Source organism: Paenibacillus algorifonticola (genome assembly GCF_050481745.1).
GTDB classification, from domain to species: domain Bacteria; phylum Bacillota; class Bacilli; order Paenibacillales; family Paenibacillaceae; genus Pristimantibacillus; species Pristimantibacillus algorifonticola_A.
The window spans coordinates 17,740-34,276 of sequence record NZ_JBCNGR010000037.1; the positions used below are offsets into that span (position 1 = coordinate 17,740).

The window sequence follows — 16,537 nt, forward strand, 5'->3', positions numbered from 1 at the left end:
TCCTCCTACAGCAGCGAATGCTCTTTCTCCGTCCGTGTATCCAGCTTATCCCGAAGGCCGTCACCCAGCCAGTTGATGCATAGTGTTGCAGCGGCTATACAAAGTCCGGGAGCGATCATCAGATGCGGATAGCTGCGAAAATACGGCCGGGCATCATTCACCATCACTCCCCAATCTGCCGCTGGCGGCTGCAAGCCTAGACCGAGAAAGCTAAGCGAGGCGATGGATAAAATAACTCGCCCAATTCGAATGGTGAACAGCACGATAAGCGGCCCTAACAAATTCGGAAGCATATGCCTGCCAATAATATACGCATGGCCCGCTCCTAAAGCACGGATGCCTTCCACGTAGCTTTCTTCGCGAATTTTCATGACCTCGCCGCGCACGACCCGGGAGAAATCCGCCCATGAGGTGAAGAGCAGCGCAACAAACAGGCTTTTCACCCCAGGACCGAGCGTACCTGCAATGGCCAGCATAAGGGCAAGACCCGGCAGCCCTTGAAAAATGCTAACGACAATTTGAATCGCTTCATCGATCCAACCGCCAGCATAACCGCTAATGGTGCCCAGCAGCAGGCCGACTAGCATTGTAGCAAGCGTAACAACAACCGCAAGCAAGATCGACATCCTTCCACCATACAAAATGCGGCTCAGCACATCTCTTCCCAGCGTGTCCGTTCCTAGCCAATGTGCGGGGGACAACGGCGCAAGCCTTTCCGCCATATTTATTTGATTCGGGTCATAAGGAGCAAGCAGAGGTGCCAGCAAGCTGACAAGCAGAATGAAGGCAAGTACGCCCGCATTCACCCCATCGGATATCTTCATCGCAGCTTCCCTCCCAGCCTGATTTGCGGATGAGCGAGCCCGTAACATAAATCCGTTGCCAAATTAAACAGCACGTAGATGAGACCGGTAAATACGACATAGCCTTGAATGACCGGATAATCTCTGCGAAAAATGCCGTCCATGGCGAAGCGCCCGATGCCCGGCACCGCAAATATAACTTCCACGATAACGGAGCCGCCAACAATCGCTCCAAAATAGCTGCCTATGACCGTGAGCAGCGGTATGCAAGCATTGCGCAGCGCATGCCGAAGCACAATGAAGCTCTCACGCAGCCCCTTCGCTCGGGCTGTCAGCATATAATCTTTATTCAGCTCCTCCAGCAGCGCCGCACGCGTCAGCCGCATCAATATGGCGCCTGTACCGGAAGCAAGCACCGCTGCTGGCATAAGCAGATGCTTCCAGGTGCCATAGCCGCTAGTTGGGAGCAGCTGCAGCTTCTCCGACCATAAGGCAATGAGCAGGATCGCCAGCCAAAATCCGGGAATGGAAACCAAAATCAGCGCAAGCGCCCTGCCGATATGATCGAACAGCCGATTGCGTCGAATCGCCATGAGCATGCCGGATGGCACTCCAAGCAGGACGGCAAACAGGACAGCTAACAAAGAGAGGCTTAATGTTGCTGGCAGGCGGCGCAGCAGCTCGCCGCTAACCGATTCCTTCGTCATATAAGACGTGCCAAGATCACCTTGCAGCGCCTTTGATAACCAATGGCCATATTGAACGAGCAGCGGCTCATTCAGCCCCATCTCTTCTCTTTTCAAAGCAATTTGCTCTTCGGTCGGCTGGCTAAAGCCGTTCATGCTCAGCAGCTCGACAGCCGGGTCACCCGGAGAGGCGACGCTTAAGGCAAAGGCTATAAACGTAATGCCAATCAGGACGGGAACCGCCGCCGCCAACCTCCGAATGAAATAGGCCATCTTATTGCACCCGCTCCAGCTGCGGCAGCGTTGTACCATACACAAGTGCCCCGTACCCGGTAATTTCTTTGCTGTACGCAATTAAGCTCACATCATTAAACAGCGGAATCGTCGGCAATTCCTCGGCTGCAATATCCTGCAGCTCGTTATAAATCGCAGTGCGATCATCCATATCCAGCGTCGTGTTCACCTGCTTCAACAGCTCATCTACATGGGTGTTGCTGTAACCGAGCGTATAGCTTTTATTGCTTGAGCCCTCGCTAGCCATATAATTATTCAAAATCGAATAAGGATCGCCGTTCGGCAGCCCCTGAATGGCCATTGCCAGGTCGAAGTTCCCCTGTGCCTGCGCATCCTTATAAGCCGCACCATCCAATATTTGAATCGTTACGTCCAGCTGCAACTCTTGAAGCACAGCCTGAAGCAGCTCGGCTTGCGCTTTATACGGATAACGATCAAGACCATAGGTAGGCACAATTAGCGTAACCGCCTGCCTGCTGTCGCCAAGCACCTCATGCGCCAGGGCGATCGCTTTTTCTGAATCATGGACGACAGGAATATCCTTGTAAAACGGCGATGTCGCATTCAAAATGTTCGCCGTAGCGGTCGGATAGCCCAAATACAGCTCCTTCACCAACTGCTCGCGGTCAATTATCATGCTCAGCGCCTGACGCATTTTCACATCATTGAATGGTGGTTTGGCACCGTTCGGATGCAGGTAATGGGAAATGGTCGATTTTGCCGTGGATACAGCAAAGCGTTCATCCTTCAGCAGCTCCTCGGCAAGGGCTGGAGGAATAGCTCCCAAATCCATGACGCCCATAATCTCGCCAGATTTTAAGGCAGCAAGCCTTGTATCTGGGTCCGGTATGACGCGGACGCGGATTTTTTGAGCTTTTGCTTTTTCGCCATAATAACCATCATAAGCCTCTAGCAGTGAAAATTGATCCTTCTCATGCTGCACAAGCTTGAAAGGGCCTGTCCCTTGCGGCAGACCGTTAAAGTCGCCATTTTCGTCAAAATTATTTGGGCTGTACATCGGGCTTGAGAAGTTGATCATTGCATACAGCAGCGTCGGCTGCGGATTGTCGAAAACAAGCTTAATCGTGCTATCATCAACCTTCACGACTTCCTGAAGGCTTGGGTATGAATGGTTAATGTCGAGCGTATAGAACGGCGAGCTTTTCGGACTCACTTGCTTGTAACGGGCAAAATTTGCAAGCACCGCGTCTGCATTGAATGGCGCTCCATCATGGAAGGTCACGCCTTTGCGCAGCATGAAGGTCCATTCCTTGCCATCAGCAGACATTTCCCACGCTTCCGCCAGCTTCGGAGCAGGCTTGCCATCCTCGGAAGCGGCAATCAGCGGCTCCCATACGTATAGAATAGTGCTTGTGTAATAAGCATCTTGTGGTCCTGGTGCTAAATCCCGCGGCGCAGCCAGCACGATTTCTTCAGAAGCAGCTGCTGTAGAGGCGGACGGAGATGCAGTCTGCTGCGACAGTCCATTATTGCTGCCCGATTCATTGGAACCGTTAGCACCACTGCACCCCATTAGCGCCAGCAGCAAGCATAGGCTAAATAAAACACCTATTGTTTTTTTGTTTTTTGCCGTTTGTGTACGTTTCATCTACTCTATTTCCTCTCCCTCTAGCAAAATCATCTTCCTGCAAAAATCCGCAAAAAAAAGACAGCTCTACCTCCAGTCATAGGAAAGATAGAGCGGCCTGTTATTGTTATTTTCCATCATAGCAAATAAGCATGCGCGCTAACACTTCCCCATCCTCCGTAGGTTACTGCAGTGTTGTCAGAACAGGCAGGTCTCCTGGCTACCGGAAATTGTGCTGGAAGCTGCCTTCCCAATCCCGCAAAAGCGAGATCAGTGGCCTTGTAGCTTCAGCTAATCCGTAACAGTGGCGGGACCGCGTCGGTTTTGCACCGAACTTCCCTTTTAAGCTCCAGCCGCAGCTGTTGCACCTTATTCCCACAATTTTTCAGTTGTTTGCAAATCTGGTTGATTATATACCAGACCTTTCATTTAAGCAACCTTTCCACTCCGCTTTCCTTTTGTAATTATCTGATATAAAATAAAGCACATAGCATTTCGTAACTGGAGGGAACGACTGATGAAACCACAATTTCAGCCTTTATTTGAACCATTCACTTTCGCGAATGGCATGTCCGTACATAACCGTATTGTCATGGCGCCCATGACAACCTGCTCGTCCAATCCGGACGGTACCGTGCCTGATGATGAGCTCGCCTACTACAGTCGTCGCAGTGCGGGGCCCGGCATCGTCGTTACAGCGTGCGTCTACGTAAGCCGCAACGGCAAAGGCTTCCCGGGCGAATTTGGAGCGGATACCGACGAAATGATCCCAAGCCTCAAGCGTCTGGCTGATACGATTAAAAGCCGCGGCGCGAAGGCGATTTTGCAAATTTTTCATGGCGGAAGATCCTGCTTCCCTGGTCTAGTGCCAAATGATGATCTCGTGAGCGCTAGCAGCATTGCTCAGCAAGAAGGCGGTATCGTTCCACGCGAGCTGTCCGAGGAGGAGATCAAATCCATTATCGCAGACTTTGGCGAAGCGACCCGCCGCGCCATTGAGGCTGGTTTTGACGGCGTAGAAATTCATGGTGCCAATGGCTATCTGCTGCAGCAATTTTATTCCCCTGCTTCCAATATACGTACCGACGATTGGGGCGGCTCGCTCCATAAACGGATGGCTTTCCCGCTCTACGTCGTTGAGGCCGTTCAGAAAGCGGCAGCTATGGCGCCACAGCCATTTCTGGTGGGCTATCGCTTTTCGCCCGAGGAGCCTGAAGAAGAAGGCTTGACGATGGAGCATTCGTACCATTTGGTTAACGCTCTAATCGAGCAGAAGCTGGATTATTTGCATGTGTCGCTAAATGATTTCTGGTCGAAGCCGCGCAGAGGCGAACAGGATTCACAAAGCCGCATGGCCTGGTTCGTCGAAAAATACAGCGAGCACATTCCGTTCATCGGTGTAGGCGGCATCACAACTGCCGAAGAGGCTCTGCAAGCGAAAAACTCCGGCGTGCCGTTCATCGCTCTTGGGCGCGAGCTCATTATCGATCCGGATTGGACGGAGAAAATCAAGCAAGGCAACGAGCAGGATATTGTGACTACGCTGTCCAAGCAGGATCAGGAGCGTCTTGTCATCCCGAACGGCTTGTGGGGAGCGATTACACATGCGCCGGGCTGGTTTCCGATAACGGAATAAGCGCAAAGTCCACCCATTCGTTTACAAATAAGCACAAGGTGAAACGGCTGTCGCCGTCCTTTGGCGGCACGGCTTGTTTCTGACCGAGAAATATAGAGAACGGATCGCGTTACGATACCCGTTCCTATATTTTACAAAATAACAATTTGACATTTCTATAAAAGTAGATATACTAATCCTCATGGATACTTTATCAATACTTAAAGCTGTGTCTAACGAGAAACGGTACCATATTTTAAAATGGCTGAAAACACCTGAAGAGCATTTCGGGCCTCAATGCCATCTAACCGATGCTTGTCAGTTTGCTGGAGGCGTCTGTGTCGGTTCGTTTGCTGAAAAATCAGGCCTTGCGCAATCCGTTATATCCGGCTATTTAGTGAAAATGCATAAAGCAGGCTTGCTGGAGTCGAAGCGGATCGGACAGCACACTTATTACAGACGCAATGAAGCTAACATTCGGCTTTTCAAAGAAATGATTCAGGATGAGCTATAACCATGCTTATGCCTGTTCATTTCATGCTTTTATATCTATTTTTATAGAATTATAGATTTTTCATTCGATTAGGAGGTATTTTATTCATGAGTTCCATTCAATCGTTGTTCAAGCCGTTCTCTGCAGGTCCACTTTCCCTGCCTAACCGTGTCGTAATGGCACCTATGACCCGCGGTTTTTCTCCTAATGGCGTTCCGGGTGAAGATGTTGTCGCCTACTATAGACGCCGCGCCGAAAATGGCGTTGGCTTAATTGTGACAGAGGGCACGCTGATTAACCATCCGGCTGCCACCGATAATCCAAACATCCCTAACTTTCATGGCGAAGCTGCATTAAATGGCTGGGCGAAAGTCGTCGAGGCTGTCCATGCGGCTGGCGGTAAAATCGTTCCACAGATTTGGCATGTTGGCACAACGCGCAAGGTCGGCTCCCATCCGAACCCAGAGGCATTGCCGATAGGCCCTTCCGGCGTTACCGCAGAGGGTGAGGTCGTTAATGAGCCTTTGACTGAGGCTGAAATTAAGGACCTTGTTGCAGCTTACGCGCAAGCAGCTGCCGATGCAAAGCGGATTGGCTTTGACGGCATTGAGCTCCATGGCGCGCACGGCTATTTGATCGACCAATTTTTCTGGGAGAAAACGAATAAACGGACAGATCGTTATGGCGGCGATATGCTGTCGAGAACACGTTTTGCGGTCGAGATTATCGAAGCTTGCCGCCAAGCTGTGGGACCTGATTTTCCGATTATTATTCGCCTCTCGCAGTGGAAATCTTCCGAGTATACAGCCAAGCTTGCGAGCACTCCTGAGGAATTAGGACAGTTTCTTGCTCCGCTTGTAGAAGCTGGCGTAGATATTTTCCACTGCTCTACCCGCCGCTTCTGGGAGCCGGAATTTGAAGGCTCGGAGCTCAATTTTGCAGGCTGGACGAAAAAGCTTACCGGCAAACCAACGATTACCGTTGGCTCCGTAGGGCTGGATGGCGATTTCATGAGCCTCTTTACCGAAGGCAAAGGCGCAGAAAACGCCAATGTGGATGATCTTGCTTCACGCCTGGATGCAGGCGAATTTGATCTTGTAGCTGTTGGCCGCGCCCTGCTTGTCGATCCTGCCTGGGCAGACAAAGTCCAAGCAGGACGACAGGATGAATTAATTCCGTTTACACCGGCTGCTCTACAGACGCTGCATTAAGAAACGATTTTACTAAATAATAAATGCCCAGCGCCTCCTTTTTCACGGATTGGAGGAGTTGGGCATTTTAATGTTTATCTACTCATTCTACCTCGCGAACAGCTCTCTCGCCTCTTGATAGCTCTCCAATGTCCCGATATCAAAGCGCTTCCCTTCAAACTTATAGGCATGAACCTCCTTATGCCGAATCAGCCAAGGAACAAAATTGCCAGGCGCGTCAGGGTTGTTGCCCTCTGCCAAATACTGCTTGATTAAAGGGAGTGTTGACTGCTGGTAAATATAAAAAGGAGGACAGGCCAACTTGGATTTGGGCTGTGACGGCTTTTCCTCAAAATCTATAACTCTTCCTTTAGCATCGATTTGGATAACACCTGTGCGCCTAAGAAAATCGATGTCCTCTATCTCGTGGGCTGCAATCGTATCCGTACTCGCCCTTTGATAGAAACGAACCATATCGGCTAGCTCAAAATCAAAAAGATTGTCGCCAGCCATGACCAGAAGCTCATCGCCGAGCTTTGCCTGCTCCAAGACAAACTGCAAGTCGGCAATTGCCCCTAAGCGGTTCTCGTTGCTTGTTGTCCAATCATCGATGACTTTAATCGGCTTAAGGTAGTCTGATTGGCTCGCCCAGTCTACAAATTGGCTATAAAAACGGGCATTGGTCACAATAAAAATCTCGTCAATCAGGCTAACCCTCTCGATTTTCTCCATAATATGATCCATGATCGCTCTGCCTCCAACCTCCAGAAGAGGCTTTGGAAAGTCCTTTGTCAAAGGATAGAGGCGGGTTGCGTAACCCGCTGCTAAAATAATGGCCTTCATTCGCATTCCCCTCGCTTCTAACCCCAGTTATATAATTCGCGCGCCATCATCGGTTTTGCTGAAGCACACCTGATACAAATCCTTATACGCCGGATGCTGCTTTGGATATTGTGCATCAATGGCGGCTTTGATCTGCTCCTTATATGCGGGGTCCACCAGACCAATACAGCAGCCTCTGTAGCCCGCTCCGCTGAACCTGGCTCCATATACGCCTTGCGTATGCTTAAGGATATGGAAAATGCTGATCAGCTCTGGACAGCCGCATTCATAATTATGAATGGAGCTTTCCCCCGATTCAAGCATCAGGCTGCCGAATTTTTGCAGGTCCCCCTGCTTCCACGCCTCGGCGCCTTGCTTAACCCGTTCATTCTCGGTAAAAAAATGCTCCGCCCTCTTCTGGAATCTGCCCTGCAAGCCCGACTTATACTTCTGATAAACCTCATGCTCGATATCTCGGAGCTGGGTCCCTTTCAGGTTTTTCATAGGCAAGCCAGCCATCTCGTGCAAAAGCCATGCGGCCACTTTGCATTCATCGACACGATTGTTATAATCGGTCCCAATCAATGCCTTGCTCACACCAGAATAAACAATAACGACCTCAAATTCCGGCATCGCTTGCGGTCTTTCGATCAACTCATAGCTTTTGGTTTTAGTATCCATCACGGTCAAATAGCCTTCACGGCTTAAAATATTGATCGATTGATCCAGTATGCCATTATTCAGCCCGATAAAATGGTTTTCTACCCAGTGGCTGTAGTTGATTAGCTCAAGCTGCGGGAGTTTAATCCCGTTCACGTCGCAAAGAGCCAGAAGATAGGCGGTCGTTACCGCTGCCGATGAGCTCAAGCCGCCAATAGGATGCCTGCCTCTAACTAATGCATAAATACCGTGCTTTAAAATATGGTTCTTTCTTAGGGCCATAACGGCCCCTCTTAAATAATTGCCCCAAAATCCCGGCACCATCGCCGGAACCTGATCCAGATGAAAATACTCCTCGTCGGGGAAATCCAAGCTTTGAACCCTTATATACTCCTCTTCGTTCTGCACATAAACCATATCCACAGAAATATCCAGCGTCATTCCGGCCACCATTCCAGCTTGATGATCTACATGAGCCCCGAAGGGACAAAAACGAAGCGGCGATTTAATCGTTTTAACCGTATGCTGCAATTGAGGATATTTGAGCTTTAACCGTTGTTCCAAATGCTCCATTTCGTACACCCCTCTTTTTGTGAAGGCAACGTATGTCATACCTATGGGCAATCAGCCCTTCTTCAGCCTTTTTAGAAGCAGTGCCCTTTTCTCTGGCGATAGGTTGTCCAAAACGGAGGGGCGATCCTTATCCTTACCGGAACTCTGCTCCAGAGCAGCCTCCGAGGCGGTTTCCAGAAACATTGCTGAAAGTGCTTTCCCAACCGCAGCTATAGGAATATCCGTCAAATACTTTTCCTTGTACGCTTTCAAATGCGGCTGGTTAACTCGCTGCTCTACCGTTCGCAATCCTCTCGTCGACTTCATATGTGCAATGGTGATATCCGCCGTCAATTCAGTACCGGTGTAGGATACCAAATCCTCCTTGATCGCGTAGACCTGATAGCCGCCCTTATTGATTAAGCGTGATAAAGCCGGGCTTTCCTTGTGATTTTCCGTCCCATAATACATTTCCTCTCGCCATTCCCGTATAAAAGAAGGGGCTTTCTCGATGGAATTAATCACAAAGAAGGAAGCGATATATTCACAAAAGGCTTCCTGCTCTTCACGGCGGCAGGCGACAAAATCTTCATTTTCCGGTATCAAGCGGGTGAAATCAGAAAGGAACAGGCAATCTGAATCGATCATGACGGTAGGCAGTGAATCCTTTTCAATGACCTGCAGCAAAAAAGCGGTTTTGGAGTATACATTTTTGCGCCAGTCCTCATCGTGAAGCAGCACATGCTTCGTATTCAGCTCGGTTGATACAATTTCCATCTGCGGAAAAACGGACAAATATTTTTTATCGTCCTCGGAAAGTCCGGTATCATAAACGTAAAGCTTATGAATACGGCTTAAATCGACATTGTCATAAAAGGAATTGACAAACAGCTTTCCAAAATCAAAATAATCACTGTTTAGTACCGTCATTACATTAAATATCATAGCTTTTCCCCCTGCTTAAAACGTTCTTACTCGCCAACTGCTTGTTTATCCGCTCCAGTTCCCGGTCTTCCTCCTGCTGAATGCGATCCTTATCCCTTATAAACAGCGGCCCCGGAATGGCATCAGGTAAAATATCGTCCATATATCGGAGTGGATTATACCTTAGCCCAAGAAAGCTCCAGGCCGCCATAAATAAGCCGATTAAAATAAACAGCAGGCCTATTCCCCGTGTCGGCCCCGTACCTACAAGCCAGCCCAGGCTCTTAACAAGCTCTGGATGATCGACAAACAGCGATTTGAAAATTTTGTCCGACAGCAGACCGCCAATATAGTAGCCCAGCGGTATGGTAGGCAAAGCAAATAGCTGATTGATTGAAAATACCCTTGCCAGCAGCTCGGCCCGCACCTTGGATTGGATCAGTGTCTGCCAGTGGGCGTTTGTCATCGACAGCGAGACCCCGTAAACAAATACTCCCACCATGACCAGCCAAGCTATTGGCGTAAGCCCCATTACGATATAGGAAAGACCGATAAGCAAGCTAAAACCAATCATGCCCTCCGCTCTTCTGCGCGTACCGCCCCACAGCCCCATAGCTACTCCGCCTGCGAGTCCCCCTATGCCGATAGCCGAGGTCACCATTCCGAGAACAACGGTAGATCCAAAGGTTAGAACGAGCGGCGTGATGAGAACGTTAGCCATCCCCAGCATCAAATTGGAAATCATAAAAAACAAAATCAAGGCTATGAAGCTTTTGCGCTTTCTTATGAAATTCCAGCCTCCGGCCATTTGAGTCCAAAATGGCTCTTCAATTTTGCGGAATAAGGAATTTGGAAACCTTATAAAGAGCAAAGTCGATATAGCAAAAACGAAGGATAGGAAGTCGATGAGAAGTATGCCTGGCAGCTCAAGTGTCATCACCAGAACGCCCCCCAGCAGCGGCGCAAGCACTTCGCTCGAGGAGGTAGCCAGCTGCACAATTCCATTGGCTTGTCCGAGATAGCGCTTTGGCGCAATTTGGGCAACTGCCGCCAAATAGGCTGGACGCTGAAAAGCATTTGCAATGGATAGGGCCGCCACCGCAGCATAAATATGCCACGTCTCTAGAGAGTTGCTGTAGAAGAACAAGGCGATCATAATCGTTACAAGCGCAGAGCATACATTGCTCCAGATCAGAATATGCCTCCGGTCCTTTTTGTCCGCCAGAACACCTGCAAAAGGAAGCATTAAGATACCCGGCAGGCGGTGGAACACCAGCGTTGCGGCAAAATCCATAATGGCGCCTGAATGGCTGTACACCCATAGGCCCATTGCAAAACCCGTTAAGCTTGAGCCCATCATGGAAATAAACTGCCCAAAAACGAAGATGAAAAGCGTTCGCAAATTTGGAAGCACTTCGGGCGCTGCTGCCGTTTCCCGGTTGTTTTGCTTCTGCCTTTCCTGGTTCCCCTGTTTTTCCTCGTTCGCCTTCTGCTGCCACGCTTTAAGGCCATTCTCAATGCAATCAGCTACGTCATGGGATTGGTGCTTGAAGAAATAATGTCCCGCATTTGGGATCAGGTCTAAATCCACATGGCTGCTGAAAAACTCCCAATCCTTATACTGCTCCTCGTAAAACTCGGTCGTTCTGTCCCGTTCGCCGACTATGCAAAGCAGCGGCGCCTTTAATTTTGCATGCTTGGCATCGGCATACCGATCAGAGTAATAGCGCTCGCTTTCACGGCGGTCATGCCTAAGGCTGCGGATAATAAAATCCCGCTCCTCTCCTGACAGCGTCTCGCTGAAGCCGCCCAAGGAGCGAAGCATATCCATATAGGCACGGTTTGAAATGCGGCGGTCCCTTGGCAATAGCTTGTTCCACAGCTTGAAAAGCTTGCCCGGCAGCTGGGACACAGGGAAATTCCCTCCCATAACGACGCCAGCCAGGTTCCTATCCTCTTGCTCCAGGAGCCTCGCTATTTCAATAGCCAGAGCGCCTCCAAGACAATGCCCGTAGACAACGATGGATGGAGCGGCAACCTTGTCCTTTATTTCCTGTACACAGCGCCTTGCTACTTCTTCCAGCGGCACAAGGGCTTCATCCTTATTGCTGAAATCATGCCCGGGAACTTGAACCGCATAAAGAGCATAATGATCCGCTAGCGCATCGGCCAGCGGCTGATAGGAAATCGCGCTCCCGCCAGCAAAGGGAACACAAACGATAGCAATCTCCTCAGCGGCATTTCCCCCTCTCGAAAGACGGTGGAGAACATCTCCGCTGTCCGTGCTGCCTTGCGAAACGATAGCAGACAGCTCCCCAATCGTCGGATATTTAAACAGATCGATAATGCTCAGCGCATGATCAATTCCCCGCACGACTTGGACCGCCTTGAAGGAGTCACCTCCCAGACTAAAAAAATCATCGTTAATTCCTATTCTCTCGATGTTCAAAACCTCAGACCAGACAGCAGCCATCCTCGCTTCCAATTCGTCCCGCGGCGCTTCATAGTCGCTTTCAGAGGCTGCTTCTACTGCGCTCAGAGCAGGCAGAGCGCTTCGTTCCACCTTGCCATTGGCGTTCAAGGGCATTTTATCCAGCTCCATAAATACGGCAGGAACCATGTAGCCCGGAAGCTTCTCCTTCAGACCGTTCCGCAATGCGGATAGGTTAACCGGCTGGGAGCCGCCCTGCACATAGTAGGCAGCGATCTTTTTCTCGCCGCCAGCATCTTCATGAACGGTCACAAAAGCATCGTTGATGCCGGGGTATTCGAGCAGCGATGCTTGGATTTCACCCAGCTCGATGCGAAAACCCCGGATTTTCACCTGCTCGTCGACTCTGCTCAAAAACTCAATGATGCCGTTTTCCAAATAACGCACAATATCTCCGGTTCGATAAAGCCGTCCGCCATTTGCCGCATCGAACGGATTGGGAATAAACTTTTCTGCGTTTAATTCCGGTCTGCCTAAATACTCTCTGGCAACACCAGGCCCGCCAATGAATAACTCCCCAGGAACTCCAATAGGCACTAGCTGCATTTTAGCATCCAACACATAAATAGATACATTGGGCAGCGGACGCCCTAGCGGCAGCACCGAAGTATGCTGAGCGGGCCTTTTTTCGGTTACGGTATACGTCAGCATGGACACCGTCGTTTCGGTCGGCCCATAATGAATTTGGATCTCCGTCTCAGGCTTAGCCGCTCTGATGTCATCAATCATGTCCCAATAGGAGGGCTCGCCAGCAAGGATAAGCCGCTTATTCGGAATCATATCGCTCAGGTTCGCCCGCTCCCGCAGCGCCTTGAAATGGCTAGGAACCATTTTAATGACATCGATTCCGTGCTCCCTGAAATATTTAGCATATTGCTGAGAGTCGACGGATTGGTCATAGGTCAAAATATGAAGCTGTCCGCCCGTGTTTAATGCTGCCCACACATTAATAGTCGCGAGGTCAGCAGCAAAGGTGGAAGCAATCGCGTATTTAAGTCCCGGCTCCACATCCAGCCTCTGCATCACGCCGAAATAGTAATTGAGAAAATTCCCATGCTCTACCGCAACACCCTTCGGCTTGCCTGTAGAGCCTGATGTATAAATGATGTAAATCAGATTAGAGGGCTGCAGCGGCACCGCCATATTGTCACCGCTCTGCTCTGCGATTGCTGGCCAGTCAGCATCAAGATACACCCACTCTGTCGTTGCAGCATCGCCTAAGGAAACCGCTAAATGTGCCTCGGCAACGACAATAGCAATGGAGGCATCCTCCAGTATGTACCTGATACGGTCGACTGGAAACAGGGGATCTATTGGAACGTAGGCTCCGCCTGCCTTCAAAATGCCAAGAATGCCCACTACCGTTTCTAGCGAACGCTCGGCAAATAAGGCTACACGTTGTTCAGGGCCAACTCCTTTAGCAGATAAATAGCGGGCAAGCTTGTTGGCTCTTTGGTTAAGCTCCTCGTATGTGTAAGACCTGCCCTGGCAAGCAGCAGCAATAGCCGCTGGACTTTTCTGCACCTGCTCCTCGAAAAGCTTGTGAACATACGGAACATCAGGATGATTCATGTATTCGGTAAAGCTCCATTCTGAGAGCAATGTTTGTTTTTCTAGTGGGGTAAGCGTCTCAATCTCATGAGCCTTTAAGCTAAAGCTGTCGGCCATAGAGGAAATGATCTCCATGTAATGGCCAGCCATGCGCTGAATCGTTGCGGGAAGGAATAGATCGGTGTTGTAGGTCAAGAAGCAGGTCATTTCGCCTTCAATGTACTTGACAGCAAGATTCAAATCAAACTTTGTCGTATTATTGCTGCGCAAAAAAGGACTGACTTCCAGCTCGGCAAGCTGAAGGGCTGTTTTCTCTATGCTTTGAAAATTAAACATCACCTGAAAAACGGGAGAATAGCTCAAATCACGCTCAATCTGCAATTCCTCTACAAGCTTCTCAAATGGAAGCTCCTGGTTTGCGACGGCGCCCATAACGGTTTTTTTGACCGTTTGCAGCAGCTCCCTAATGCGGGGATTGCCTTCCAAGCGAACTCTGATCGCTAGCGTATTGATGAACAAGCCCATCAGGTCTTCAACCTCTTTATGGGTACGCCCCGCAACCGGAGAGCCTATGACGATATCATCCGATTGGGTATAACGATTAAGTAAAAGAGCAAAAGCCGTTAATGAAAAAACAAATGGCGTTATCGCTTCCTCGCTTGCAAGCGTCTGAATTTTGCCTGCCATGCCTTCTGGAATAATAAATTTATGAACCTTCCCATTATAGGTTTGGACATCTGGACGGGGAAAATCCGTCATCAATAGCAGACACGGAGGTGCTCCCGCCAATTCTTCCTTCCAGTACTGGGTCTGTCTCTCTGTTACTTTTCCCTCTAATAGATTCCTTTGCCATACCGCATAATCCATATACTGCACGGGAAGCTCCGGAAGCTCCGGCTGCCGGCCTCTGGCAAAGGCATTGTAAAAACATTCAATTTCCTTGTTCATCACACGCAAGGACCACATATCCGACACGATGTGGTGGACGACGATAATCAGGTAATGCTCTTTATTTGAAGCAGATAGCAGCGTCACCCTTATTGGCAGATCGCTAGCCAAATCAAAGGGGCTATGTACCTCTTTGTGGACAAAGTCCTCGATTTTCTCCTCCAGCTGCTTTCGGGTGAACGCCTTTACCGATTTCTCGGCAATCGCAACAACCGGATTGGAATGGCGGCAGCACTCCACCTCATGCTCACGATTACGATAAACCATCTGCAATATCTCATGCCTGTTTACAATCGCATCGAAGGTTTGCTTAAGCGAATTCAAGTCCACCCTGCCCACCAGCTTGGAAACCAGATGGGTATTATAGGCGGCCTTGTTCGTATGCCATTGATCAAGAAACCAGAAGCGCTTCTGCGCATAGGAAGCCATATAGCGGTCTTCGCCATTTCTTTCCAGCCGGGTGATCTTCAAGCTTTGCGCCGGCTGCTCTGTCCCTTGTTTTTTCATCCTCAGAGCCAGCAATGCCTTCTGTTTGTCCGTAAGTCCACTCCATTTTTCTGCAACCGCGTTGTTATCCAATCCTTTACTCATTGGTCATTACCCCGGCTTTGATTTTTTTTATTTAACCTTAAGGCAAGCAGCGCCTTCTGCGCAGGAGTAAGCTTATCGGTCATTTGGGCAACGGCACTCTCTTTAGCAGCAGGGACAAGGACATCCTGCGGCATATTTTCCGCTGCAGCTTGCAAATTCAGCAAATAGGCTTCAACACGCCTGCTTCCTCCCCTATTTTCTACATAATCCAGTGCCGCTTCCCTTGATCGCTTTGATATATCCTCATAGTGCTCCCTTTCACTCAATAAACGTCCGAGTGCCTCCTGCCACGGCTGCATAGGCTGCTCTGGTATGTCCGATACGGGCAAGCTGCGTTCATCAACAGCCTGTTTGTAGCCCTTAATCGGATTTACCGGAAGCACATACTCTACTCCCAGCTTGGCTTCTGGATTTCCCCCAACGTCACTTGCCAGAACAGGGATGCCTCGCAGCATAGCCTCAACGATCGTCCTTGATTTGGCCTCAGCCCACAAGGAAGGAACGAGCATAACACGGGTTTGGCAGAACAGCTTGTTCATATCGTCCACTGGATCAAAAATACGAACGTTTTTTAGCTCCCTCAGCGCTTTCATATCATCGGAAGTTGTACCCCATGTCGGAATGGCGGCAAATGACAGTTCAGGAAAGGCGCGCGCCAGCTCCAGAAAAATCGATATCCCCTTGTAAGCGCATGGATTCACCATGGCCACATACCCCTTATCGAAATTTCCATAGTCGGGAAATGGACCGTCGCCAAATAAAGAAATGGGCAGCACCTCTGCTTTGAGCTTGGCCCACTGCCACATATAGTCCTTGAGATAATCGCCAACGACGACAATGGCTGCCGCTTTGCGCAGCAGCTCCGTCTTATCAGGCGCCTCTATAAAACAATCCGGCCCAAAGGGCAGATAGAGGGTTGTTCTGGCAAGGTAGACGACTCTGGAAGCTGCATGGTTTACAGCCGCCTCCAGCAGTACATGCCCCACATCCTCCGTAGAAATTAGAATTCTGTCGGGAGCAAAGTCCTTTATTTGCCTGATCAAATAATTTTTCAGCCTTGCGCTGTCCATGGCTGCTCGTACCTTCACAGCATGAACAGCAACGCCTTTAAGATTGAAGACTGACACTTCGGGACTTGAGGATATGACCTCAATCTCACCAGCACCCCGCTGGTCTTGTTCTGAGGCACTATTGACCAAGGCAGTAGAAACGACGCGGCATTCGTGCCCTAAGCGGCTTAATGCTTCCATAAGCGTTCGGTTAGACTTATTGGCTCCACCCAGTGCAGGATAGTAGGATGCATTTTGAGCTAGTAACAGCTTCATCCCC

At 49.7% G+C, this 16,537-nt stretch carries 11 protein-coding genes and 1 riboswitch; of the genes, 3 read left to right on the plus strand and 8 right to left on the minus strand.

Going from position 1 to position 16,537, the window contains the following annotated elements; all coding sequences use genetic code 11:
* Positions 1–5: 5 nt before the first annotated feature.
* From ABEW34_RS26840 to ABEW34_RS26850, 3 genes are read right to left on the minus strand one after another with little or no spacing between them, the layout of a single operon-like run.
* Positions 6–824, minus strand: a complete 819-nt coding sequence (locus ABEW34_RS26840) for an ABC transporter permease (RefSeq protein ID WP_430163258.1) — start codon at positions 822–824, stop codon at positions 6–8.
* Positions 821–1,762: a nickel ABC transporter permease gene (gene nikB, locus ABEW34_RS26845; RefSeq protein WP_430163261.1), complete on the minus strand. Its 942-nt coding sequence runs from the start codon at positions 1,760–1,762 to the stop codon at positions 821–823. The genes ABEW34_RS26840 and nikB overlap by 4 nt, the downstream gene beginning before the upstream one ends.
* A gap of 1 nt (position 1,763) precedes the next feature.
* Positions 1,764–3,392 carry an ABC transporter substrate-binding protein gene (locus tag ABEW34_RS26850; protein WP_430163264.1) on the minus strand — a complete coding sequence of 543 codons (1,629 nt, stop codon included), beginning with the start codon at positions 3,390–3,392 and terminating at the stop codon, positions 1,764–1,766.
* A gap of 168 nt (positions 3,393–3,560) precedes the next feature.
* Positions 3,561–3,759, minus strand: a riboswitch (cobalamin riboswitch).
* A gap of 129 nt (positions 3,760–3,888) precedes the next feature.
* On the opposite strand from ABEW34_RS26850, the gene ABEW34_RS26855 reads away from it, so the two are divergent.
* From ABEW34_RS26855 to ABEW34_RS26865, 3 genes are all read left to right on the plus strand, one after another.
* On the plus strand, positions 3,889–5,007 hold the full coding sequence (locus tag ABEW34_RS26855; protein WP_430163266.1) for an NADH-dependent flavin oxidoreductase: 1,119 nt from the start codon (positions 3,889–3,891) through the stop codon (positions 5,005–5,007).
* A 181-nt stretch (positions 5,008–5,188) separates the two neighbouring features.
* Positions 5,189–5,500, plus strand: coding sequence for an ArsR/SmtB family transcription factor (locus ABEW34_RS26860; protein WP_341282115.1), 312 nt, complete (start codon positions 5,189–5,191; stop codon positions 5,498–5,500).
* A gap of 86 nt (positions 5,501–5,586) precedes the next feature.
* Positions 5,587–6,690: an NADH:flavin oxidoreductase gene (locus ABEW34_RS26865; RefSeq protein ID WP_430163268.1), complete on the plus strand. Its 1,104-nt coding sequence runs from the start codon at positions 5,587–5,589 to the stop codon at positions 6,688–6,690.
* Between the two features lie 87 nt (positions 6,691–6,777).
* On the opposite strand, the gene ABEW34_RS26870 is transcribed toward ABEW34_RS26865, so the two are convergent.
* The 5 genes from ABEW34_RS26870 to ABEW34_RS26890 are packed head-to-tail and all read right to left on the minus strand — an operon-like array spanning position 6,778 to position 16,533.
* Positions 6,778–7,518, minus strand: a complete 741-nt coding sequence (locus ABEW34_RS26870; RefSeq protein WP_430163271.1) for a nucleotidyltransferase family protein — start codon at positions 7,516–7,518, stop codon at positions 6,778–6,780.
* A 21-nt stretch (positions 7,519–7,539) separates the two neighbouring features.
* A complete protein-coding gene (locus ABEW34_RS26875) occupies positions 7,540–8,724 on the minus strand; it encodes a hypothetical protein (protein WP_430163274.1) in 1,185 nt (394 codons plus the stop codon).
* Positions 8,725–8,775: 51 nt separating this feature from the next.
* On the minus strand, positions 8,776–9,648 hold the full coding sequence (locus tag ABEW34_RS26880; protein ID WP_430163276.1) for a hypothetical protein: 873 nt from the start codon (positions 9,646–9,648) through the stop codon (positions 8,776–8,778).
* Complete coding sequence (locus tag ABEW34_RS26885; protein ID WP_430163279.1) at positions 9,638–15,208, minus strand: non-ribosomal peptide synthetase/MFS transporter; 5,571 nt, start codon at positions 15,206–15,208, stop codon at positions 9,638–9,640. The genes ABEW34_RS26880 and ABEW34_RS26885 overlap by 11 nt, the downstream gene beginning before the upstream one ends.
* Entirely contained in the window at positions 15,205–16,533 is a 1,329-nt protein-coding gene (locus ABEW34_RS26890; RefSeq protein ID WP_430163282.1) for a glycosyltransferase family 4 protein, read from the minus strand. The genes ABEW34_RS26885 and ABEW34_RS26890 overlap by 4 nt, the downstream gene beginning before the upstream one ends.
* Positions 16,534–16,537 lie beyond the last annotated feature (4 nt).